The following is a 22,601-nucleotide window of genomic DNA, read 5'->3' as shown; positions in this document are numbered from 1 at the left end:
AAGTAGCGCGGATGGCGCCACATGGTGTGTCTGTAGATATTGTACGTATAAAAGTACGACCGTTCGATAATTATAGCGGATCGGCGGAGCCGCGTCGGCCACTGCTTGGGCGCGACCGTGAAGACTTGCCTCGCAACAGCGTAAAATAGCGTACATTCCAGCGTCCGGCCATGCCCGGCGCTTCCACACCGCCACGGGCTAACGATGACACTCTACCAATTGGGCGCCGATGCGCCGCAGATTGATGCTTCCGCTTTTGTCGCCGACACGGCCAACGTGATCGGCAAGGTGACGCTGGAAGCGAATACCTCCGTATGGTTCGGCGCCACCATCCGCGGCGACAATGAACGCATCACCGTGGGCACCAACAGCAATGTGCAGGAAGGCGCCGTGCTGCACACGGACCCCGGTTACCCGCTCGACATCGGATCGAACGTGACCATCGGCCACCAGGCAATGTTGCATGGATGCACGATTGGCGATGGCGCCCTGATCGGCATCCAGGCCGTGATCCTGAACGGCGCGAAGATCGGCAAGGGATGCCTGGTCGGCGCGGGCGCCCTGGTCACGGAAGGCAAGGAATTTCCCGACAATATGCTGATCATCGGCTCACCGGCGAAAGCCGTGCGGCCCCTGACGGCAGACGATATCACCAGACTACAAGGCAACGCCGTGAACTATGTGCAACGCGGCCAGCTATTTAATACGCAACTCAAGAAGATTGGATAAAAGAATGACGACTGAAACCACGGGCGCCGTCAGCGCTATCCCCACCGGCCAGGACACCCTGCAAAAGTTTATTTTCGACAACGCCGCCGTGCGCGGCCAGTTCATCGACGTGTCCGGCACCTGGCAGGAAGTGGTGTCGCGCCACGCCTACCCGACGGCCGTGAAAAAAGTGCTGGGCGAAATGGTGGCCGCCGCCGCCCTGCTGTCGGCCAACCTGAAATTCAACGGCTCCATCATCATGCAGATCCATGGCGACGGTCCCGTGCGCCTGATGGTGGTCGAGTGCGATTCGGACCTGCGCTTGCGCGCCACGGCCAAGCTGGACCCGGACGCCGTCATCGCCGACGTCGCCACCGTGCCGCAATTGCTCAACGCCACGGGCAAGGGCCGCTTCATCATCACCCTGGACCCGGCCGACAAGGTGCCGGGCCAGCAGCCGTACCAGGGCATCGTGCCGCTGGACGGCGACGACATGGCGACCGTGATCGAAAACTACATGTTGCGCTCGGAACAGCTCGACACGCGCCTGTGGCTGGCCACGGACGACAGCGTCTCGCGCGGCCTGCTGCTGCAAAAGCTGCCCCACCATGGCGGCAAGGCCGAAGCGACACCCGTCTCGGAAGAAGACGCGCTCGACACGTGGAACCGCGCCGTGATGCTGGCCTCGACCCTGAAAGAGGCGGAAATCCTCTCGACCGACATCGACACCCTGATGCAGCGCTTGTTCTGGGAAGAAACCATCCGCGTCTTCGATCCCCTGCACCCGAGCTTCCATTGCAGCTGCACGCGCGAAAAAGTCGGCAATATGCTCAAGATGCTGGGCGAGGAAGAAGTCAACAGCACGCTGGAAGAAGTGGGCCAAGTGGGTGTGAACTGCGATTTCTGCGGCCAGCACTATGAGTTCGACAAGGTCGATTGCGCGCAGCTGTTCGTCACGGATGCGCCGGCCGAGGTTCTCATCCCGCCCGCCGCCAGCATCAACTGATCATTACACTTTCGCAATGCATCTGCCGCGCCGCCCCTGAGGCGGCGCAATTGTTTCTGCTGTCATCGTCCCGTCATCAGTTCGTCATCAGCCCGTCACGCGCCGCCGTTACGCTGCGCAGCTTGTATTACTTCCAATACTTTCCACAGGCTGATGATGAATACCCACTTGACGCTGGCCCTGCGCCGCCATTCCTTCCACGTTTTGCTGGGCGCCTGCGCCGCGGGCCTCTCCTTGCCGGCGCTGGCGCAAACGGCCGTGGCCGCCGCTGTGGCCTCGGCCGCCACCGACATGGCTGCTGCTGCCCCGGCTGCCGACGACAATGCGCCTATGGCCACCGTGGAGATTTCCTCGCGCAAGACGCGTTCTTCCGTCGCCCTGAGCAAGAATGAAATCCAGAAAATCCTGCCCGGCACGAATCCCCTGAAAGCCCTGCAAACCCTGCCCGGCGTCAGCTTCCAGACGGCCGATCCATGGGGCAACAACGAGCAAAATCTGTCGCTGTTCGTGCACGGCTTTTCCGGCCAGCAACTGGGCTACACCATGGATGGCGTGCCGCTGGGCGACCAGCAGTACGGCAACTACAACGGCCTGTCGCCGCAACGCGCCGTGATCAGCGAAAACGTGCGCAGCGTCGTGCTGTCCTCGGGCGCCGGCGACCTGGCCACGGCCTCGACCAGCAACCTGGGCGGCACCATCGAAACCTATTCCAGCGACCCGCTGGCCGCGCAGGGCGCCAGCGTGCAGCAAACCGTGGGCAGCCACCGCACCTCGCGCACGTTTGCCCGCTACGACACGGGTGCCTTTGGCGACGGCAGCAGCGCCTATTTTTCCATCCTGCACCATGAAGCGCGCGCCTGGGACTTCGATGCGCGCCAGGGCGGCGACCAGTTCAACGCCAAATACGTCAACCGCAGCGAGGCGGGCAAGCTGACCCTGTTCTTCAATTACTCGGACAAGATCGAGCCGAACGAGGACAGCACCGTGCACGTGAAGGGCGAGACGAGCGCGCCATACACGCGCCCCTTCCTGTATCCCGACTTCAAGGCGGCCCTCAATTACCTGTCGCCGACGGGCGCCACGCCTGCCGCCGATGGCAACAATTACCGCAACTACTACAGCGATGCGCAGCGCACCGACTACCTGGCCTACGCCAAGTTCGACGCCAACCTGTCGGAGGGCACGACCTGGTCGAACCAGGTGTATTACCACAAGGATGACGGCGCCGGCGTGGTGGCCGGCCCCATCGGCGTGGCCGGCTTGCCGGGCCTGTTCAGCGTCTACTACCCGAAGCAGAACCTGAAGGAAGTCTTCGGCAACTCGGGCTACGCCGTGCGCACGACGGAATACGACATCAAGCGCGGCGGCTTCATTTCCACGCTGCGCAAGGAAATCGGCAACCACCAGCTCGAAGCGGGCCTGTGGCTGGAACAGAACCGCTCGTCCGCCTACCGCCGCTGGTATGCGCTGGACGTCAACCACCCGACCTCGCCGTACGACCGCCCCAGCAATCCTTTGATCACGCAGTACGGCAGCGAGATCGACAACAAGGTGGTGCAGCTGCACTTGCAGGATGAATGGCGCATCCGCCCCGATATCGCGCTGCAGGCCGGCTTCAAGTCCAGCCTGCAGTTTGCCGATGGCCAGTTCCCCGTGCAGCCGGCCAAGGGCGCCATTGCCGGCGGTTCGACGGCCCTGCCCGTCGGCTCCATCGCGACGAAAAAATGGTTCCTGCCGCAAGTGGGCGCGCGCTGGGACTTCACGCCGCAAGACCAGCTGTACTTCAACATCCAGAAAAACATGCGCCAGTTCGTCACCTACGGCGGCGGCGGCGCGTCGCCGTGGAGCTTGTCGAACCAGGCCGCCTTCGACCTGTTCAAGCGCGACGCCAAGCCGGAAACGGCCCTCACCTATGAAGTGGGCGTGCGCGGCAGCCACCCCATGAACCTGGGCGCCATCACGGCCATCGATGGGCAAGTCAATGTGTACCACGTCGATTTCAGCAACCGCTTGCTGCAGATCAGCCCGACGCCCGTGATTTCCTCCATCATTGGCGGCAACCCCGTGCTGGCCAACGTGGGCAGCGTGCGCACGGACGGCATCGACATCGCCGGTACTGTGCACTTCGGCAACAATTTTTCCTTCTACAATGCCCTGTCGTACAACCGTTCACAGTACGCGGACAATTACAGCAATGGCGCCGCGTTGGTCTTGACGGCGGGCAAGAACGTGCCGGGCTCGCCCGAGTGGCTGAACAAATTTGTTGCCTCGGCCACGTTTGGCGATATCGAAGTGCAGCTGACGGGAGACTATGTGGGCAAGCGCTATGCGACGTACACGAACGATTTGTCCGTGCCCAGCTATTTCCTGATGGGCCTGGGCGTGTCGGGCAAGCTGCCGGCCATGGCCGGCTGGCTGAAGAACCCGCGCTGGCGCGTCAACGTCAGCAACCTGGCCAACCGCAAAGGCTCGCTGAACGTGGTGGTGGGCGCGGCCGACAAGACCTATAACACCTTCCCCATCGCGCCGCGCCAGGGTTTCCTGACCTTGACGGCGGACTTCTGATGCGCGCGCCGCATCTCGCCCCTGTCTTGGCGCAACGGCATTTCTCGCGCCGCCGCTTCGTGCAGGCGGCCGTCGGCGGCCTGGCACTGGCCAGCGCGCCCGGCTTTGCCGCCGGCCTGCTGGCCACTCCGCCGGCGCGGCCGCTGGTCTTCGCCCACCGCGGCGCCAGCGCCCTGCGCCCCGAACACACGCTGGCCTCGTACGCCAAAGCCATCCTCGACGGCGCCGACTACGTCGAGCCGGACCTGGTGGCCACGCGCGACGGCATCCTCGTGGCGCGCCATGAAAGCAACCTGATCGACACCACCGACGTGGCGCGCCGTCCCGAGTTCGCCAGCCGGCGCGGCAAGAAGCTGGTCGACGGCGAATGGCACGAGGGCTGGTTCGTCGATGATTTCACCTTGGCCGAACTGAAGACCCTGCGCGCCATCGAACGGCTGCCGAAAGTGCGCACAGGCAACACCTTGTACGATGGACAATTCCAGATCCCGACCTGGGAAGAAATCATCGATTTTGTTGCAGCGCAATCTGCCGCCAGCGGTCGCGTCATCGGCCTCGTGCCGGAGCTGAAAAGTTCCACCTACTTCAGCGATGCGGGCCTGGCGCTGGAAGACCGTTTCCTCTCGACCATGCTGGCGCACGAGTACACGCGCCGCGCGCCGATCGAGATCCAGTCCTTCGAAGTGGCCAATCTGAAGTACTTGCGCGAGAAGCTGGGACGGCGCGCCAACGTGCGCCTGATGCAGCTGGTGGTGGGCGGCGATATCCGTCCGATGGACGTGGCCAAGGCCGGCGGAAAATTGACATTCGGGCAAATGACGACGCCGGCCGGCCTGCGCGAGATCGCCGGCTACGCGGACGTGGTGGCGCCGCCCACGCGGGGCGTCATCCCGCTGGGCGCCGACCAGCGCCTGGCACAAGCCGCGTCCATCGTCGACGATGCGCACCAGGCGGGCCTGCTGCTGCACACGTGGACCTTCCGTCCGGAAAACCGTTTCCTGGCGGCCGATTTCCGCGATGGCAACGGTGAAAACGCGCGCAACGAAGCCGGTTCCGTGGCGGAAATGCGGCGCTATATCGAGACGGGACTGGACGGCTTTTTCAGCGACGACCCGGGCCTGGGACGCCTGGCCGCCGGATAAACATTTCGTAACAAATTCTTTTTCGGGGCGTGGCCGGCGGCTACGCCCTTATTATGCGTTTCTTGAATTTCTGAAATTGGAATTTGGAATTAGACATATATCGGCAACTCCATTATTGTGCAATGCAACAACAGACCATTCATGGAGGGCATATGTCCACTTTCACCAACACTTACAGCAACGACGACAACTATTTCAGCAACCTGGGCCGCGCCACGCGCGCCTTCCTGGGCGCCCTGCTCGCTTCCAAGCCTTACAGCGAACTGGCACAGAAGGAAGTCATCGCCACCGGCACCCCGGCGGCCAGCACTGACGACGAGCGCTATGTGCGCCCAAGCAAGCGCGATTTCGCCCTGCTGAACTCGGAAGCGGCGCGCCATGAGCGCCTGATGCCGAACCTGGCCGCCGAACTGCGCTTCCTGGCCTCGCGCGGTTAAGAAAACGTTCAGGGCGGCGTTGCCTGCGCCTTGCCGTACGTTCGTACTGTCTTCGGCCTGGCGCCTGGCCCCGAACGTTTTTTAAGCTGACTATCTAACAACTTACTGGAATTATTATGATGTTTCTCGAAACCGCACTGATCGCCGTAGCCATCGTTGTTACCGGCATCCATTTTTACCTGATCTCGACCGGCAAAGCCCGTTTCTGATCAGCAAGCAGTATCCACAGCGCCGCGCCATGCGGCCAGTCGTGTGCAGCAGTACAAGATCGTCATCAAGATGTGACATGTCAGCCTGGCAATCGGTCCAGGCTGGCAAGGGGAAGTGGTAGTTCTTAGTGTGGCGCAGCAGCGTCCACCGGCGTTTCCAGCAGTGGCGGGGTCTGGCCCTTGCGCACGATCTGCACGAAAATCTCATTCTGTTTGACCATGCCCAGCTCATAGCGGGCACGCTCCTCGACCGCACCCGTGCCGTCCTTCAGGTCGCGCACTTCGGATTCGAGCTTGGCGTTGCGCGCCTTCAATTCCATATTCTTCTTGTTGGCCACCGCCACTTGGGCTTCCATGTCGGCAACACGCAGCCAGCCGCCTTTGCCCAGCCAGAGGGGAAATTGGATCAACAGCAGCAAGGCTGCCAGGGCGAGCGTAATCAGGCGCATGGGGCATTCAGTTAAAAAACCGGCCGGAACATCTCCGGCCGGCCAGTGGGTTTTACATCAGCTTACTTCAGATTATAGAACGCATCGCGTCCTGGATAGCTGGCAACGTCGCCCAGGTCTTCTTCGATACGCAGCAGCTGATTGTACTTGGCCATGCGGTCCGAACGCGACATCGAGCCGGTCTTGATCTGCAAAGCGTTCGTGGCAACGGCGATATCGGCGATGGTCGAGTCTTCCGTTTCGCCCGAGCGGTGCGAAATGACGGCCGTGTAACCGGCGCGCTTGGCCATTTCGATGGCGGCGAACGTTTCCGTCAGGGTACCGATCTGGTTGATCTTGATCAGGATCGAATTGGCGATGCCTTTCGAGATGCCTTCTTTCAGGATCTTGGTGTTGGTCACATACAGGTCGTCGCCGACCAGTTGCACTTTCTTGCCCAGTTCCGCCGTCAGGATCGCCCAGCCATCCCAGTCGCCTTCATGCATCGCGTCTTCGATCGAGATGATCGGGTACTTGTCGCACCAGGTCGCCAGCAGGTTGGTGAACTCGGTGGCGGTCAGGCTCAGGCCTTCGCCTTCCATTTCGTACTTGCCGTTCTTGTAGAACTCGGACGCGGCGCAATCGAGGCCGATGGCGATCTGCGTGCCTGGCTCGTAGCCGGCTTCTTCGATGGCCTGGATGATCAGCTTGATGGCTTCTTCATGGTTGGCCAAGGATGGCGCAAAACCGCCTTCGTCGCCCACGTTGGTGTTCAAACCCTTCTTGTGCAGGATTTTCTTCAGCGTGTGGAACACTTCCGCGCCGTAGCGGACGGCTTCCTTGAACGACGGTGCGCCCACGGGAATGATCATGAATTCCTGGATGTCCAGGTTGTTGTCGGCGTGCGCGCCGCCGTTGATGACGTTCATCATCGGCACTGGCATCTGCATGGCGCCCGAACCGCCGAAATAGCGGTACAGCGGCAAGCCCGCTTCTTCGGCGGCAGCCTTGGCAACGGCCATGGAAACGGCCAGGATGGCGTTGGCGCCCAGGCGCGATTTGTTTTCCGTGCCGTCCAGGTCGATCAGGGTACGGTCCAGGAAAGCCTGTTCATTGGCGTCCAGGCCCATGATGGCTTCGGAGATTTCGGTATTGATGTTTTCGCATGCTTGCAGCACGCCCTTGCCGAAGTAGCGCTTGGCGTCGCCATCGCGCAATTCCACGGCTTCGCGCGAACCGGTCGAGGCACCCGACGGTACGGCCGCACGGCCCATCACGCCCGATTCCAGCAACACGTCGCATTCGACGGTCGGGTTGCCGCGCGAGTCCAGGATTTCGCGACCGATAATATCAACAATAGCACTCATGTCATTCTCCAAAGTTAAGCGTAACAGGGGCTGCACACTGCGTTCTGATGCGCAATTGCACAAAGGGGGCAAAGAAACTCCCGGCGGGAACGATCTGGCCGGGAGCTGTCTTACGGGTAATACTGTCGCTATCGACCCGCGTTATTCCGCGGCCGCGTTGGCTTCTTTGTGCGCCAGCGCTGCCTTGATGAACGAGGTAAACAACGGATGGCCGGTGCGTGGCGTCGATTTGAACTCAGGGTGGTATTGCACGCCCATATACCATGGGTGGGCATTTTCGCCCGTGCGTGGCAATTCCATGATTTCGCACAAATCTTCGCTCGGCGTGCGGGCCGACACGATCAGGCCAGCCGCTTCGACACGGGCCAGGTAGTGATTATTGGCTTCGTAGCGATGGCGGTGACGCTCGGTCACCACGCTGCCATAGATTTCGGCGGCGAGGGTGCCCGGATTGACGGCGCAGGTCTGCGCGCCCAGGCGCATGGTACCGCCCAGGTCCGAGTTTTCATCGCGCAACTCGACTTTACCATCGTGGTTTTGCCACTCATTGATCAGTGCAACAACAGGTTGATCCGTATCAAGGTCGAACTCGGTCGAATTCGCGTTCGGCATGCCTGCCTTGTTGCGCGCGTATTCGATCAGGGCCACTTGCATGCCCAGGCAGATGCCCAGGTAAGGGATCTTGTTTTCACGGGCGAACTGGGCCGCCTTGATCTTGCCTTCCACGCCGCGCTTGCCGAAGCCGCCCGGCACCAGGATGGCGTCGTACTTGCCCAGGCCGTCGCAACCGGTCGTTTCGATTTCTTCCGAATCGATGTACTCGATGTTGACGCGGCTTTCCGTGTGGATGCCGGCGTGGCGCAGCGCTTCGATCAGCGACTTGTACGACTCGGTCAGCTCGACATACTTGCCGACCATGCCGACGGTCACTTCCGCCTTCGGATGCTCCATCGTATAAATCAGCTTGCTCCAGATCGACAGGTCCGCCGGCGCCGGATCGAGGTCCAGCGCGTCGCAGATGATCTTGTCCAGACCCTGGTCGTGCAGCATCTGCGGCACTTTGTAGATGGTGTCGACGTCCCACACGGAAATGACGGCGTCTTCCTCGATGTTCGAGAACAGCGAGATTTTCGCGCGCTCGTCTTCCGGGATGGCGCGGTCGGCGCGGCACAGCAGCGCATTCGGCAAGATGCCGATTTCGCGCAGCTTTTGCACCGAGTGCTGGGTCGGCTTGGTTTTCAGTTCACCGGCCGAGGCGATGTACGGCACCAGGGTCAGGTGGACGAAGGCCGTGTTCTTGCGGCCGGCGCGCAGGCTCAGCTGACGCGCCGCTTCCAGGAAGGGCAGCGATTCGATATCGCCGACGGTGCCGCCGATTTCGCACAGGGCCACGTCGTAGCCTTCGGCGCCACGGCGGATGTAATCCTGGATTTCATTCGTGATATGCGGAATCACCTGCACGGTCTTGCCCAGATATTCGCCCCGGCGTTCCTTGCGGATCACCGATTCATAGATCTGGCCAGTGGTGAAGTTATTCACCTTTTTCATGCGGGTGGAGATGAAGCGCTCGTAGTGACCGAGGTCGAGGTCGGTTTCGGCCCCGTCGTCGGTGACGAATACTTCACCGTGTTGCATAGGGCTCATCGTGCCAGGATCGACGTTGATATACGGGTCGAGCTTGAGCATGGTGACTTTAAGGCCGCGCGATTCGAGGATCGCGGCGAGGGAGGCGGCGGCAATCCCTTTTCCAAGGGAAGACACAACGCCACCAGTGACGAAGACAAATTTGGTCATTGCAGATGGTGCCGAACGGCACGTGCGGGAAATTGAAATTATACACTAAAGCCCGCCTGCGGCGCTCCCCGCGCGCGGAAATTTGCGCCAAATGCCGACTATCCCGCCCCCTCCTGCTGTCTACGCACAACAAAATTACCCAATAGCAATAATTGAAATATTTCCAATTCCATATGTTGTGTGGGCGAGCGAACAGACCCTGCCACGACATGCGCCCAGACTGGAATTTTTCAACGGAGGATCATCATGAGCTACGAAGAACGCGACGCCTACGGCATGTATGTCAACCGCGGCCATAAAGGCCCCGGCCCTGAACTGATGGGTGCAGACACCCTGATCGGCGACCATGTGCACAACGCCAAGGATGAACACCTGGGCGAAATCAAGGAAATCATGATCGACATGCGCAGCGGCAAGATCGCCTATGCCGTCATGTCGCACGGCGGTGTCTTCACCATCGGCGAAAAGCTGTTCGCCGTGCCCTGGGAAGCGCTGCTGCTCGACACCGTCAACAAGCGCTTCACGCTCAACGTCGACAAGGAACGCATCGAAAACGCACCGGGCTTCGACACGGATAACTGGCCGAACATGGCCGATACCACGTGGGTGAACTCCATCCACAGCTATTATGGAACCACCCCGCGCGACTACTAAGCTCGCCGCAACCACCCCGGCGCCAGGCACGGGGGTGGTGTCACGCCCACCTTAAAAGCGGTATTCCAGTCCCGCCACATACGTCCTGCCGCGCGCCGTACTCATCGGCGTATTCTCGTTCGACTGCGACGGCATCGAGTTCAGCCGGTTCAGCGCTTCCGAGTAATCCTTGTCCATGGCGTTCTGCACGGACAGGCGCAGGAACAGGTTTTTCGTCACTTGGTAACTGGCATACAGGTCGATCACGGCCGGGATCTTCGGATTGTCGACCTTGACGATGTCGCCCGTCACTTCATCCGTATTATTTTCCGGCGACAGGCGGCGGTTGGCGCCCGTGTGCTTGATGATGGCGCCCAGCTCCATCTTGTTGTCGAGCAGGCGCGTGCCCACGTCGAGGTTGTAATACGTGCTGGGCAGCTCGCTGATATCGGCCGCGCCAAACCACGCGCTGGCGATCGAGGTGGGCTGGCTGGTCTTTTCGCGCGTGTACGACAGGCGCGCATAGGCCGGCCCCAGCTGGTATTGCGCTTCCAGCTCCCAGCCGCGCGTGCGCACGGGCGTGGCCGAGTTGATGTAGATATACATATTCGTCACGTACTCATCGACCGTCTGCCAGTCCGTGGCCAGCACTTCCGCCATATTGCACTTGCGGCCGCCATCGCAGACGAGGAAGGACTGGCTGGTGATATAGCCGTCGATCTTGCTCTTGAAATACAGGGCCTTGAAGTTCAGCGCGTCGTTGGCAGTCAGCAAGCCATGCAGGCTGGAATTAAAACCCAGCTGGTAGGTGGTCGATTTCTCGCCCTTCAGGAAGGGGTTCATCGACGCCCCGCCGTCATTCGAGAAAAACACTTCCTGCGGATTCGGGCCGCGCATGGTGCGCTCGGCGCTGGCGAACGGCTGGAACCACGGCGCCACCTGCGCGGAAACCAGCAGCGACGGGTTGATGCCATGCTCCTTCAGCGCGATATGCGCCGCCCCCTGCGGGAAGCACTTCACGCGCTCGTCGCAGGCGGGCTTGTAGCCGGTCAGCTCGAAGCGCGTGTAGTTCAATCCCGCATGGACTTGATAGATGCCGCGGTTGTACTGCAGGCCCGCGTACAGGCTGTCGATCTTTTGCTTGCCCGTGGGGCCAAACGTATTGTTTTCAATCGATTGCTGGTTGGCATCGGGATTGTCCGGGTCCTGCACCAGGCTTTCCACGTGCTTGCTGTACTCATTGCGCATCAACTTGCCGCCCACCGTCACCAGCGCGTCGCCACCGGCCAGCCTGAAGCTGCTGGTGTTATTGATGTCGACGGCGTCGGCGCGGTTGGCCGCGTTGGTGTTGACGAAATTCATCAAGGCCTCGGGCATGTATTTCTGATTGCCGCGGCTGCTGCTGGCGATCACATTGAGGTCGATCAATTCGGAAAACGGCGTGTAGTGATATTTCACATAGTAATCATTACTCTGGATGTCGCGGCGCGTAAACGTGTTGCGGTAATCGCGCGCCGACAGTTCCAGTGCGTGGAAGTCGCTCAGTTTCAAGTCCAGCTTGAGCAATTGCGACTTCGGCTTCTGCTTGTAAAAACGGTTGTAGCCGAAGCCGAATTCCTCGCTGTCCGCACCCTTGCCATTCTTGTAGTTGTTGCCGATGACACTCGCGCTGCTAGCCGCCAGGAAACCCACGCTGCCGCCGTCGAAGGCGGGGTTTTTCATGCCCACGGCCAGCATGGCGCTGCGTCCCACGCCGTTGCTGCCGGCCGACATCTTCGTGCGCGCGCCCGTCTTTTCGCCCGCGAAGACGACGTCATCGACACCGATGGTGCGGAAATTGGCGCTGCCGCCGAGCGCATTGATGCCGTCGCTGCCGACGGCATTGCCGCGTGACACATCCACGCCGATGATGAAGTTCGGGTCGATCAGGGTGCCGAACTGGCTGCCGGGCACGCCGCCATGCGACACATCCGACGGCGCGCTGCCGTAGTAATTCTGCGTCACGCCATCGACCATCATGTTGACGCGGCCCATGCCGGACAGGCCACGGATATTCACGCTGATGGCGCCTTGTCCCGGATCGATCTGCGTGAACGTGCCCGGCATGCCGCGCACGATCTGGTCCACGCTCTGCAGGCGCGTATCGGGGCCGCGCGCGCTGACGGCGCCCGGCCTTTCCAGCGCCTGCTGTTCCACGGACACCGTTTCACCCGATACATTCAGCGGTGAAAACTCCACCTTGCCCGCGCTATTTTCCTGCGCCTGCGCCTGCTGCGCCAGCAACGCCATGCAAACGCCCACGGCTTGCGCCATTCTCTTGATATGCATACACCCTCGATTTGTTATGGTCAGATTTTTTTAATGAAAAGCAATCGGCATCCTCATGCCTTGTCTTGTCCCGCTTCCAGCTTGAACGAGACGGGCAAGGTGACGGTCACCGTGCCCTGGTGCAATACGTTGCCGGGCGGCGCAGGCAGCGGTTGCGCGCGCTCGAGCACTTGCAGCGCTTCGCGGTCGAGCAGCACCGTGCCCGATGAGGTGACCAGTTCGCTGGACAGCAGCTTGCCGTCGCGGTCCACCTGGAAGCGTACCCAGGCGGCGCCGGCCCGCTTGCGCTGGCGCGCATCGCCCGGATAGCGCTTGAAGCGGGCCAGGTGGCCGAGCACCCGGCTTTGCCAGCTGGCCGGCGCCGCGCTGGACGACGGCGTGTCGCTATTCAACGGCGCCGCCTGCGGGCCGCGCACGGCGGCGGGCGCCGGCGTGGCACTGCTGCTGGCTTGCGCGGGCAATGCCGCTTCCTTGGCGGCATCCTTGCCCGGCTCCGTTGATGGACTGGCCGCCGCCTTCTCCTCTTTTTCCGCCGCAACGATCTCCGGCGCGGCGGCGCGCGCCAGCACGGGCAGCGCCTGTTGCCAGACGGTGCTCTTTGGCGGCCGGGCCGCGCTGGACGCCACCGACTGGCGCGCCCCTGCCGCGGCCGCCTGCTGCGTCTCCGGCGACATCGCCTGCGCGGCAAACACCACCATCACGCTGGCCGCCGGATTGGCGGGCGTGACCATCGCAGGCTGCCAGCCGGCCCACAGCAGCAGCGCCAGCGCCGTGGCCACCACCAGCGCCGTGGCGATGCCCCAGTTCAGGACGGGACGCGGCGCCAGCATGGACGGCGCACTCACCCGCCCTCCCGGCCCACCAGGCCCACTTTCAGGTAGCCGGCCTGGCGCAAGGCATCCATCACGCCCAGCACGTCTTCATAAGCGGCCTGCTTGTCGGCCTGGAAAAACAGCGTGCGCTGGCGGTCGCCGCCCGTCTGCGCGTCGAGCAGGCGGCCCAGTTGCGCGCGCGCGACAGGCGACTCGCCCAGGTACAGGCTGTGGTCGGCCTTCAGTGAAACGAACAGCGGTTTTTCGGGGCGCGGCTCGGGCTTGGCCGTGGCGGCCGGCAAGTCGATCTTCAGGTCGACGGTGGCCAGCGGCGAGACCACCATGAAGATGATCAACAACACCAGCATCACGTCGATGAAGGGCGTGACATTGATCTCGCTCAACTCCGGCATGTCGGCCGTAGCGTCATCCTGGGAAGGGAACAGGCTGGCCATGGCTCAGGCCTGCTTGCGCGTGTCGAGGTCGCGGCTCAGCATCAGCAGCACTTGCGCCGAGGCGGCGCGCAACTGCGCCTTGTACTGATTGATGCCACGGCTGAGCACGTTATAGATGACGACGGCGGGGATGGCCGCCACCAGGCCCAGCGCTGTCGCCAGCAAGGCTTCCGCGATGCCCGGCGCGACGGTGGCCAGGTTCGTGCTCTGGCTGACGGCAATGCCGATGAAACTGTTCATGATGCCCCACACGGTGCCGAACAGGCCAACGAACGGCGCCACGGCGCCTATGCTGGCCAGGAGACCGATGCCTTGCGTCATGTTGCGTACCTTGTGCGCGATCAACTGTTCCTGGCGAAAACCGGCGCGCTCCTTCAACGCTGGCGCCGGCGCATGGGCGTGCGACAAATTCAGTTCCTGCTGTACATCATCGAGCAAACCTTGGGCCAGCAACGACGCCCCGCTCTTTATTGCCGCATCCGCCAGGCACGTGGCCTGCTTCAGCACGGCGACGGCATGCGCCGCGTCGCGCCGGGCTTTCAGCAAATTGGCGCCCTTCACCAGCAAGACCACCCAGGTGGCCAGCGCGGCGATCAATAAACCGATGAGGACGCTTTTCACCACCTGGTCGGCGGCGATAAACATGCCCAGCGGCGACATGTCATGCGGCAGCGCGGACGCTTGCGCGCCGGCATGCAACAGGGAAAGAACGACGCCGCAGGTAGCGGCTTGGAGACAGGACGAAGGGGTACGCATGGGAGCTTCAACAATCAACAGGCATGGCTGCGCCAACGGCGCGCACGCGCATGCAAAAAATCGGACGGACTACCTGGCTGCTATGGAGGAGCTTGCTGGGGGGAGAGTGCCGGGCGGAATGCCCGGCGATATCAAACGACTGACGTCAAACGCCTTACCTGGCGCTGGCGACGGCGGGCGCCGCAACCGGCGTGAACCACACGAAGTCCGCCTGCGACGCCTTGACCTCGGCGCCCTGGCGGGCCAGCACCAGCACCAGCGGCGCGGGACCGCCCGTCAAGTCCTGCACGTGCAGCGGCACGCCCAGGTCCTTGTGCGCATGGTAGGCGCCGGCGATCAGCACGGCCGGCGCCGGCGCGGCCAGCAGGCGCTCGGCCATGCGGCGGTCGCGCTGTTGCTGCACCGACAGCATGGCGGCCAGACGCGGCTCGTCGATCTGGTTGTCATGCATGACGCGGATGATGTCCTTTAATTTGTCATGCACCTTGCCGTCGTTGGCCAGGTTCGAATGCTTGCCCTGCACGCCAGGCTTGTCGGCAAACATTTGCTTGATTTCACTACGGTCCAGGTTGGCCGACCAGACGGGATACGGCGCGCGCATCACGGTCATCACGAGGTCGCCATACTGCTCCCACTTCCAGTTCGGCTGCCACGCCACCAGCTCGGCCACGTGCTCGGGACGCACGACGGGATCCGTTTGCAGCCACGGCTTGACCTTGTCCACCTTGGCTTGCTGGTCCGGATTCAGCATTTCCAGCAGCACGCTGCCTTGCGGGCGCCGGCCCTGCAGCTGCTGCAACAGCCATTGCTCGATCCGGTGATGACTGAGCTGGTCATGCTGCTCGCCGATGATGACGCGCGGCGCGGCGGCCAGCTGGGCCAGCAGTTGCTCGGCGCTCAGGCGCTGGCCGCTGCGCAGGTCGACGATCTCGCCCAGCTGGCGCACCTCTGGCGCAGCGGCAGGCGTGGCGGCGGCAGTGCCGGTGGCCACGCTGTCTGCCGGCGCGACGCTGCTGCAGGCGCTCAGGGCCAGCACGCAGGCGGGCAGGACAGCGGAGAGGGACAGGGGGAATTTCATGGGCATGGCCTTTCGGGTCAAAGCTGCGGATCAAAGCTGTTGCAAAAACACTCAGGCGGGCATTCTAATAGAAATGATTCTCATTTACAACCAAGACACGGCACTCCCCGCTGATTTTTTTACAATGGGCAAAAATCCAGGATGACGGCTCCGCTGCAATCCGCAGTTGCAGAGTAGAATAAAATAAACGGAGGACACGCGTGAACCATACTGACCAGTTGGCGGCACTGAAAAAACCGCTGCCGGAATCCCTTGCTGCCGTACTTTCCCTGATTTTTGCCGACCGCTTTTCCATGACGCAAGCCATGCGCGAACACCATGGCCGCGACGAGTCGAGCTATCCCCCCATGCTGCCGGACGCCGTCATCTTCGCCCATTCCACCGAGGAAGTGGCGGCCGCCGTCAAGCTGTGCAGCGCGCACGACGTGCCCGTCATCGCCTACGGCAGCGGCACCTCGCTCGAAGGCCACGTGCTGGCCCTGCATGGCGGCGTCACGATTGATCTGTCGCAAATGCACCAGATGGTGGCAGTGCATGGTGAAGACTTGACGGCCACCGTGCAGGCCGGGGTGACGCGCAAGCAACTCAACGAGGAAATCCGCGACACGGGCCTGTTCTTTCCCATCGACCCGGGCGCCAATGCCTCGCTGGGCGGCATGGCGGCCACGCGCGCCTCGGGCACGAACGCCGTGCGCTACGGCACGATGCGCGAAAACGTGCTGGCCCTGACGGTGGTGACGGCCGATGGCCGCATCATCAAAACGGGCACGCGGGCGAAAAAATCGTCGGCCGGCTACGACCTGACGCGCCTGTTCGTCGGCAGCGAGGGCACGCTGGGCATCATCACGGAAGTGACGGTAAAACTGTACCCGCTGCCGGAAGCGATCTCGGCGGCCGTGTGCTCGTTCCCCGGCACGGGCGAGGCCGTCAGTGCCGTGATCCAGACCATCCAGATGGGCGTGCCCGTGGCACGGGTCGAGTTTCTCGATGAAAACGGCGTGAAAGCCATCAACGCCTACGACAAGATGGCGCTGCCGGAAAAACCGCTGCTGCTGTTCGAGTTCCACGGCACGCCGGCCAGCGTCGCCGAACAGGCGCAGCTGGTGCAAGACATCGCGGCGGAACACGGCGCCAGCGATTTCGAGTGGGCCAGCCGCCCCGAAGAACGCTCGCGCCTGTGGGCTGCGCGCCACAACGCGTATTTCGCGCTGCTGCAGATGCGCCCCGGCAGCCGCGCCATTTCCACCGATTGCTGCGTGCCGATTTCGCGCCTGGCCGAGTGCATCCTGGCCACCAAGGCCGATTGCGAAGCGCAGGGCCTCGTCTACGCCATCATCGGCCATGTGGGCGACGGCAATTTCCACGTGCAGATGCTGGTCGACCCCGATGATCCGGCCGACATCGCGCGCGCCGAAAAGGTCAACGGCGACATGGTCACGCGCGCCATCGGCATGGACGGCACCTGCACGGGCGAGCACGGCGTGGGCATGCACAAGATGGCCTTCCTCGTGGAGGAGCACGGTGTAGGCGCCATCGACACCATGCGCGCCGTCAAGCACGCGCTGGATCCGAAGAACATCATGAATCCAGGCAAGATCGTCAGGTGGTAATGCGTCAGGCAGGTCAAACGCATGCAGGGGGCGTAGCCTGGCCGGCGGTCCCTTGCTGTCATCGCCTGGCTCTGCTCGCTTGATGGTGTAATGTGGCGCGCCTGGCATTAAGACCACCCCTTTCAGGATCAACGATGAGCATCTCAAAAGCCATTGCCGCCGCTATCTGGATATGCGGCATGGCCTATTATTGCGTCCATACCTTCCCGGACAAGCTGCTTCACGGTGTTGATTTATCGCGCGATTACTGGCTTTTACTGGCACAAATCCTGGCGGCCGCGCTGTTCGCCAGCAAAATCAGCGGATATCCATTCCAGGCGCCGTCGCTGGCCGCCAAAGTGGACGCACAATGTGGCCCCGGCGCCTATGCGAACTTCATCGCCGATGTGTAGCCATTATTGCTGTTTGGCGTCAGCGGTCTTGTGTGCGGATGCAGCCATTTATTTCGACACTATCAGGAACCGGATGGCCGGACACTGTTCCTTGCGGCTGCCATGTTCAGCTGGGAAATCGCCTTCCTTGTTGGCAGAATCATTCTGCAACAGCGCGGGCTATTGATGGAAGTGCGCACAGATACGCGACGGGCACCAGGTCGCTGAGGTCCCCGCTCCTGGGTGGATAGTCAATCCAGTGCCATGCGCATCGGCACGAAGGCGATGCCATCCATCTCCACCTTCGGCCCGGTGGCGACAAAGCCCAGGCGCGCATACAGAGGCAAGGCATACAGGGAGGCGTTCACCGTAAAGCCCGTCGTATTGCCGGCGGCGATGGCAGCGTCACGCGCCGCCTGCCACAGCCGGCGCGCCATGCCGCGCCGGTGCAGCGCGCGCGGCACGAACATGTGGAACAGATGCGTGTTGTCGCGCATGGCCACCACGCCGGCCAGTTCGCCATCGATATGCGCGAGCTGGTAGGCGTAGCGGCTCTGCGACAGATAGCCTTCGATGGCCGGCTGGCGGCAATGCTCGATGAACTTTTCCGCTCCCGCACCGTCCGGGTGCAGGGTCAAAAAAGGCATCAGGTCGTCGATCAGGGCAACGATGGCGGGCGCGTCCGCCACCAGGGCGGGACGCAGAGTCGGTTCGGGCAAGGGTGTCATGCGTAAATCATGCCATGCCGGCATCCTTTTATACAACACTCAGCAAAAATCGCGGCTGCTGGTGCGCAAGCGTCCCAGCAAATGCGACATGTCGACCAGGCGCCTGGCCACCAGGTTGCGCACGATGCCTTCCCTCTGCCACACGCCATACACGCCCAGCAGCGGCGCGCTCAGCACCTCGCGCCGCTGGCTTTCCACCAGGTCTGGCCAGACGATGACGTTCACCGTGCCCGTCTCGTCTTCCAGGGTCATGAAAATGACGCCCTTGGCCGTGCCAGGCCGCTGGCGCACGGTGACGATGCCGCAGGCGCGCGCCACCTGCCCGTTCGTGTAAGTCATCAGCGTGGAGGCGGGCAGGAAGCGCTGCGCCAGCAACTGCGTGCGCAGCAGCGCCAGCGGGTGGCGCCCCAGGGTCAGCCCCTGCGCGCGGTAATCGCTGACGATGGCCTCGCCTTCCGTCGGTGCGGGCAGCGCGGGCAAGTCCTCCTCATGCGTGGTGGAACGCAGCAGGTCCTTGTCCGGCACGGCGCCAGCCGCCTGCCACAGCGCCGCGCGGCGGTGACCGGCCAGCGCATGCAGCGCGTTGCCAGCGGCCAGCACCTGCAAGTCATGGCGATCCAGGCCGCCACGCCGGGCCAGGTCGGCCACGTCCGCAAAGGCGGCGATGGCGCGCGCATCCTCGATGCGCCGGGCGGCCTCTGCGCGCATGCCGAACAGGCTGTTCAAGCCCAGGCGCACGGCGGGCGCGGCGCCCTGCCCCCCCGCCGCTTCCAGCGTTGCCTCCCAGCCGCTGACAGCCACGTCGACGGGCTGCACTCGCACGCCATGCCGGCGCGCATCCTGCACCAGTTGCGAGGGGCTGTAAAAGCCCATGGGCTGGCTATTGAGCAAGGCACACAGGAAAGCGGCCGGTTCGTGGCATTTCAGCCAGGAACTGGCATACGTCAGCAGGGCGAAACTGGCCGCGTGCGACTCGGGAAAACCGTATTCGCCAAAGCCCTCGATCTGGCTGAAGATGGCTTCCGCGAACTTTCGCTCATACTGATTTTTGACCATCGTTTCGACGATGCGTTCCTTGTAATTGTTCATGCCGCCCTTGCGTTTCCAGGCCGCCATGGCGCGCCGCAACTGGTCCGCCTCGCCCGGCGTGAAATCGGCGGCGATGATGGCCACCTGCATCACCTGCTCCTGGAAGATCGGGATGCCCAGGGTGCGCCCCAGGGCCTTTTCCAGGCCCTTCGGATAGTCGACCGGCTCCTTTTTCTGGCGCCGCTGCAGATACGGATGCACCATGCCGCCCTGGATGGGGCCGGGACGCACCAGCGCCACCTCGATGACGAGGTCGTAGAATTCACGGGGCCGCAGGCGGGGCAGCATGCTCATCTGCGCGCGCGACTCGATCTGGAACACGCCGATGGTGTCGGCCAGGCACATCATGTCGTAGGTGGCCGGGTCTTCGCGGGGAATATCCTGCAGGCGGAATTCCTCGCCGCGCCGCGCCCCCACCAGCTCCAGGGCGCGACGCAGGGCCGACAGCATGCCCAGCGCCAGCACATCGACCTTCATCAAGCCCAGTTCCTCGAGGTCATTCTTGTCCCACTCGATGACGCTGCGCTCGGCCATGGTGGCGTTTTCTATCGGCACCAGGCGCGACAATTTTCCATGCGCAATGACGAAGCCGCCCGGATGCTGGGACAAGTGGCGGGGAAATCCCAGCAATTGCTGCGCCAGGCCGGCCCACTGCTGCGACAATTCCGCCTCCGGGTCGAGTCCGCATTCGGCCAGGCGGTCCAGCAGGTCGCGCTTGCCGTCGAACCAGCGATGCGCCTTGGACACTTTTTCCACGATGGCCAGGTCGATCCCCAGCGCCCTGCCGCTGTCGCGCAAGGCGCTCTTCGGCCGGTAGCTGATCACCACGGCCGCCAGCGCGGCCCGCTCGCGGCCATATTTGCCGTAGATATATTGAATGACCTCTTCGCGCCGCTGGTGCTCGAAATCGACGTCGATATCGGGCGGTTCATTACGCTCGCGCGACATGAAACGCCCGACCAGTGAATTGCCGCGTGCCGGGTCCACTTCCGTGATGTGCAGGCAATAGCAGACGGCCGAATTGGCGGCCGAGCCCCTGCCCTGACACAGGATGGTTTGCGTGCGCGCAAAGCGCACGATGTCGTACACGGTCAAAAAGTAGGCTTCATACGACAGCTCGGCGATCAGCGCCAGCTCTTGCTCGATCTGCTCCTGCACGTTGGCAGGTATGCCCAGCGGAAAGCGCAGGCGCGCGCCCGCATACGTTTCCTGACGCAAATAAGTCGCTGGTGTATGGCCGCGCGGCACCAGTTCGTCGGGATAGTCATAACGCAGGCTGTCGAGCGAAAATGTGCACATGTCGGCGATGCGCACGGTTTCCGCCAGCGCCTGCGGCGGATACACATTGGCCAGGCGCAAGCGCGCACGCAGATGCTGTTCCGCGTTCTGCGCCAGCGCATAGCCGCATTCGCCCACGGGCTTGCCCACGCGAATCGCGCACAGCGTATCGAGCAAGGGCTTGCGCGAGCGCACATGCATGCACACGTGGCCCACGGCTGCCACGGGCAAGCCCAGCGCCTGCGCCGCTTCCTGCACGGCAAGACGGTGCGCGTCGTCCTGCGCCCGCTGCAGCAAGTTCAAGCCCACCCAGCTGCGTTCGCGGCCAAAGGTGGACGCCATCCACGCCCCCTGCGCGTGCACGGTTTCCGGCTGCGCCGGATAGCTGGGCAGCAAGATCATCAGGCAGCCGGGCAGCCCCCGCAAATGGACAAATTCGGCCGACGGTGCGGTGAAATCCTCGGGCGTCAGCAGATAGCGCCCCTTGGCCGCCCGCGTGCGCGCCATGGTGATCAATTCCGACAGGTTGCCATAGCCTTCGGGGTCCCGCACCAGCGCCAGCAAGGACAGGGCCGGGCTGCCGTCAGCCTGCGTCAGGTGAAAATGCGCGCCTATGATCAGGGGAAAATCGGCCCGCTTGGCCGTCGCATGGGCGCGCACGACGCCGGCCAGCGAACACTCGTCCGTGATGGCCAGCGCGTGGTAGCCGAGCTGCACGGCGCGCGCCACCAGCTCCTGTGCATGCGAGGCGCCATGCAGGAAGCTGAAATTGCTCAGGCAGTACAACTCAGCATACTCGGGTAAGGCTGCGCCCCCCATGATCTACCTCAATAACTGTATATAAACACAGTATATTATACTCATCTTGAGTGGGACTTCTCAGTTATGCTGACGTTTTACCTTGCGCATCGCTCACCATGAACGTTCACCTTTTAAAATGTTTCGGTGCCGAACCCGGCGGCGGCAATGCGGCGCTGGTCGTGGAAAACGACGACAGCGGCGAAACCGGGCGCCAGCGCTTTGCCCGCGAGCGCAATGTGAGCGCCTGCGTCTTCATCGACCGCCAGGCCGATGGCGGCATCGTGCTCGACTATTTCTATCCGCACACGCGCAGTCCCCTGTGCCTGCACGCCACCCTGGCAGCCAGCCACGTCTTGCTGACGGCGCCTGGCGCGCCGGCGACATTGACGGTCACGACCGCCATGCGCGGACAAGCCTTGCACCTGCTGCGCAGCGCGCAGGGATTGTTCATCGGCCTGGCGCCCCAGCCTGCCCACGCCGTCGCCATCGAGCGCTATGTGCCGTCGGAACTGATGGGCCAGCACATGCACCTGGCGTCACCGCCCGTGATCGCTTCCGTGGGCAGTCCGAAGCTGCTGCTGGAAGTGGCCGACCGCACCACCCTGCGCGCCTTGCGGCCGAACCTGGAATTGATCGCCGACTGGAGCGCCCTGCATAAGGTCAGCGGCTGCTATGCGTATTGCCGCACGGGCGAAGGCGAATACGAAGGGCGCAATTTCAACCACCTCGATCCGGCGCTGGAAGACAGCGCCACGGGCGTGGCGGCAGGGGCGCTGGCAGCGCACTTGCAGCAGTCGCTGCGCCTGCATCAGGGCCACCTGACGCAGCAGCCGTGCCTGATCCAGGTGCAATACAGCGCGCATGAAATCCGGGTGGGCGGCATGGTGCAACGCAGCACCTGAATGGGGCATGCCGCACCAGCGCAAGGCAGGCAAAGCATTGAGCAAAAGATAATCAACCAGGAAACAACAGTTACTAGCAATTTGTAATAACAAAACAAAGTATC

19 protein-coding genes are annotated in these 22,601 nt (G+C 62.8%); 9 read left to right on the top strand and 10 right to left on the bottom strand.

What is annotated here, in order from left to right; translation table 11 throughout:
• Positions 1–204 precede the first annotated feature (204 nt).
• The 5 genes from YQ44_RS05260 to YQ44_RS05240 all read left to right on the top strand — a co-directional run bounded on the left by YQ44_RS05260 (position 205) and on the right by YQ44_RS05240 (position 5,858).
• Positions 205–729, top strand: coding sequence for a gamma carbonic anhydrase family protein (locus tag YQ44_RS05260; protein ID WP_071322482.1), 525 nt, complete (start codon positions 205–207; stop codon positions 727–729).
• Positions 730–733: 4 nt separating this feature from the next.
• A complete protein-coding gene (gene hslO, locus YQ44_RS05255; RefSeq protein WP_071322481.1) occupies positions 734–1,714 on the top strand; it encodes an Hsp33 family molecular chaperone HslO in 981 nt (326 codons plus the stop codon).
• Positions 1,715–1,867: 153 nt separating this feature from the next.
• A complete protein-coding gene (locus YQ44_RS05250; RefSeq protein WP_232251055.1) occupies positions 1,868–4,279 on the top strand; it encodes a TonB-dependent receptor in 2,412 nt (803 codons plus the stop codon).
• Complete coding sequence (locus tag YQ44_RS05245; RefSeq protein WP_071322480.1) at positions 4,279–5,421, top strand: glycerophosphodiester phosphodiesterase; 1,143 nt, start codon at positions 4,279–4,281, stop codon at positions 5,419–5,421. Before YQ44_RS05250 ends, YQ44_RS05245 begins: the two co-directional genes overlap by 1 nt.
• Before the next feature lie 152 nt (positions 5,422–5,573).
• Positions 5,574–5,858, top strand: coding sequence for a hypothetical protein (locus tag YQ44_RS05240; protein ID WP_071322479.1), 285 nt, complete (start codon positions 5,574–5,576; stop codon positions 5,856–5,858).
• A 334-nt stretch (positions 5,859–6,192) separates the two neighbouring features.
• On the opposite strand, the gene ftsB is transcribed toward YQ44_RS05240, so the two are convergent.
• From ftsB to YQ44_RS05225, 3 genes are all read right to left on the bottom strand, one after another.
• On the bottom strand, positions 6,193–6,516 hold the full coding sequence (gene ftsB / locus YQ44_RS05235) for a cell division protein FtsB (protein ID WP_035821182.1): 324 nt from the start codon (positions 6,514–6,516) through the stop codon (positions 6,193–6,195).
• A gap of 62 nt (positions 6,517–6,578) precedes the next feature.
• Positions 6,579–7,862 carry a phosphopyruvate hydratase gene (eno, locus tag YQ44_RS05230; RefSeq protein ID WP_071322478.1) on the bottom strand — a complete coding sequence of 428 codons (1,284 nt, stop codon included), beginning with the start codon at positions 7,860–7,862 and terminating at the stop codon, positions 6,579–6,581.
• A 141-nt stretch (positions 7,863–8,003) separates the two neighbouring features.
• A complete protein-coding gene (locus YQ44_RS05225; protein ID WP_071322477.1) occupies positions 8,004–9,656 on the bottom strand; it encodes a CTP synthase in 1,653 nt (550 codons plus the stop codon).
• 246 nt (positions 9,657–9,902) lie between these two features.
• On the opposite strand from YQ44_RS05225, the gene YQ44_RS05220 reads away from it, so the two are divergent.
• On the top strand, positions 9,903–10,310 hold the full coding sequence (locus tag YQ44_RS05220; protein ID WP_071322476.1) for a PRC-barrel domain-containing protein: 408 nt from the start codon (positions 9,903–9,905) through the stop codon (positions 10,308–10,310).
• A gap of 51 nt (positions 10,311–10,361) precedes the next feature.
• On the opposite strand, the gene YQ44_RS05215 is transcribed toward YQ44_RS05220, so the two are convergent.
• The 5 genes from YQ44_RS05215 to YQ44_RS05195 form a co-directional block, all read right to left on the bottom strand.
• Positions 10,362–12,617, bottom strand: coding sequence for a TonB-dependent receptor domain-containing protein (locus YQ44_RS05215; RefSeq protein ID WP_071322475.1), 2,256 nt, complete (start codon positions 12,615–12,617; stop codon positions 10,362–10,364).
• A gap of 53 nt (positions 12,618–12,670) precedes the next feature.
• On the bottom strand, positions 12,671–13,462 hold the full coding sequence (locus YQ44_RS05210) for an energy transducer TonB family protein (RefSeq protein WP_083411657.1): 792 nt from the start codon (positions 13,460–13,462) through the stop codon (positions 12,671–12,673).
• On the bottom strand, positions 13,459–13,884 hold the full coding sequence (exbD, locus tag YQ44_RS05205; protein WP_071322474.1) for a TonB system transport protein ExbD: 426 nt from the start codon (positions 13,882–13,884) through the stop codon (positions 13,459–13,461). The genes YQ44_RS05210 and exbD overlap by 4 nt, the downstream gene beginning before the upstream one ends.
• Before the next feature lie 3 nt (positions 13,885–13,887).
• Positions 13,888–14,640, bottom strand: coding sequence for a tonB-system energizer ExbB (gene exbB, locus YQ44_RS05200; RefSeq protein WP_083411656.1), 753 nt, complete (start codon positions 14,638–14,640; stop codon positions 13,888–13,890).
• Between the two features lie 154 nt (positions 14,641–14,794).
• The gene (locus tag YQ44_RS05195) at positions 14,795–15,718 is read right to left on the bottom strand and encodes a ChaN family lipoprotein (RefSeq protein WP_071326269.1); all 924 of its coding nucleotides are present in this window, start codon (positions 15,716–15,718) and stop codon (positions 14,795–14,797) included.
• 200 nt (positions 15,719–15,918) lie between these two features.
• Between YQ44_RS05195 and YQ44_RS05190 the strand changes: the two genes are divergently transcribed.
• Both YQ44_RS05190 and YQ44_RS05185 read left to right on the top strand, forming a co-directional pair.
• On the top strand, positions 15,919–17,328 hold the full coding sequence (locus tag YQ44_RS05190; RefSeq protein ID WP_071322473.1) for an FAD-binding oxidoreductase: 1,410 nt from the start codon (positions 15,919–15,921) through the stop codon (positions 17,326–17,328).
• 134 nt (positions 17,329–17,462) lie between these two features.
• Positions 17,463–17,720 (top strand): hypothetical protein, encoded by a 258-nt coding sequence (locus tag YQ44_RS05185; protein WP_156894695.1) that lies wholly within the window; start codon positions 17,463–17,465, stop codon positions 17,718–17,720.
• A 230-nt stretch (positions 17,721–17,950) separates the two neighbouring features.
• Here the strand turns inward: YQ44_RS05185 and YQ44_RS05180 are convergent, their stop codons facing one another.
• Together YQ44_RS05180 and YQ44_RS05175 are read right to left on the bottom strand one after the other, a co-directional pair.
• Entirely contained in the window at positions 17,951–18,427 is a 477-nt protein-coding gene (locus YQ44_RS05180; RefSeq protein ID WP_232251054.1) for a GNAT family N-acetyltransferase, read from the bottom strand.
• Positions 18,428–18,466: 39 nt separating this feature from the next.
• Positions 18,467–21,613: an error-prone DNA polymerase gene (locus YQ44_RS05175; RefSeq protein WP_071322471.1), complete on the bottom strand. Its 3,147-nt coding sequence runs from the start codon at positions 21,611–21,613 to the stop codon at positions 18,467–18,469.
• Positions 21,614–21,711: 98 nt separating this feature from the next.
• Between YQ44_RS05175 and YQ44_RS05170 the strand changes: the two genes are divergently transcribed.
• The gene (locus tag YQ44_RS05170) at positions 21,712–22,497 is read left to right on the top strand and encodes a PhzF family phenazine biosynthesis protein (RefSeq protein WP_071322470.1); all 786 of its coding nucleotides are present in this window, start codon (positions 21,712–21,714) and stop codon (positions 22,495–22,497) included.
• Positions 22,498–22,601 lie beyond the last annotated feature (104 nt).

Origin of the sequence: Janthinobacterium sp. 1_2014MBL_MicDiv (genome assembly GCF_001865675.1) — a bacterium.
Taxonomy (GTDB): Bacteria; Pseudomonadota; Gammaproteobacteria; order Burkholderiales; family Burkholderiaceae_D; genus Janthinobacterium.
The sequence above is the reverse complement of the archived record's forward strand: the minus strand, read 5'-3'. Positions and strand labels throughout refer to the sequence as shown.

Coding starts and splice junctions, on each gene's coding strand:
- YQ44_RS05260 (WP_071322482.1), top strand. CDS start 205: ATGACACTCTACCAATTGGGCGCCGATGCGCCGCAGATTGATGCTTCC.
- hslO (WP_071322481.1), top strand. CDS start 734: ATGACGACTGAAACCACGGGCGCCGTCAGCGCTATCCCCACCGGCCAG.
- YQ44_RS05250 (WP_232251055.1), top strand. CDS start 1,868: ATGATGAATACCCACTTGACGCTGGCCCTGCGCCGCCATTCCTTCCAC.
- YQ44_RS05245 (WP_071322480.1), top strand. CDS start 4,279: ATGCGCGCGCCGCATCTCGCCCCTGTCTTGGCGCAACGGCATTTCTCG.
- YQ44_RS05240 (WP_071322479.1), top strand. CDS start 5,574: ATGTCCACTTTCACCAACACTTACAGCAACGACGACAACTATTTCAGC.
- ftsB (WP_035821182.1), bottom strand. CDS start 6,516: ATGCGCCTGATTACGCTCGCCCTGGCAGCCTTGCTGCTGTTGATCCAA.
- eno (WP_071322478.1), bottom strand. CDS start 7,862: ATGAGTGCTATTGTTGATATTATCGGTCGCGAAATCCTGGACTCGCGC.
- YQ44_RS05225 (WP_071322477.1), bottom strand. CDS start 9,656: ATGACCAAATTTGTCTTCGTCACTGGTGGCGTTGTGTCTTCCCTTGGA.
- YQ44_RS05220 (WP_071322476.1), top strand. CDS start 9,903: ATGAGCTACGAAGAACGCGACGCCTACGGCATGTATGTCAACCGCGGC.
- YQ44_RS05215 (WP_071322475.1), bottom strand. CDS start 12,617: ATGCATATCAAGAGAATGGCGCAAGCCGTGGGCGTTTGCATGGCGTTG.
- exbD (WP_071322474.1), bottom strand. CDS start 13,884: ATGGCCAGCCTGTTCCCTTCCCAGGATGACGCTACGGCCGACATGCCG.
- exbB (WP_083411656.1), bottom strand. CDS start 14,640: ATGCGTACCCCTTCGTCCTGTCTCCAAGCCGCTACCTGCGGCGTCGTT.
- YQ44_RS05195 (WP_071326269.1), bottom strand. CDS start 15,718: ATGAAATTCCCCCTGTCCCTCTCCGCTGTCCTGCCCGCCTGCGTGCTG.
- YQ44_RS05185 (WP_156894695.1), top strand. CDS start 17,463: ATGAGCATCTCAAAAGCCATTGCCGCCGCTATCTGGATATGCGGCATG.
- YQ44_RS05180 (WP_232251054.1), bottom strand. CDS start 18,427: ATGACACCCTTGCCCGAACCGACTCTGCGTCCCGCCCTGGTGGCGGAC.
- YQ44_RS05175 (WP_071322471.1), bottom strand. CDS start 21,613: ATGGGGGGCGCAGCCTTACCCGAGTATGCTGAGTTGTACTGCCTGAGC.
- YQ44_RS05170 (WP_071322470.1), top strand. CDS start 21,712: ATGAACGTTCACCTTTTAAAATGTTTCGGTGCCGAACCCGGCGGCGGC.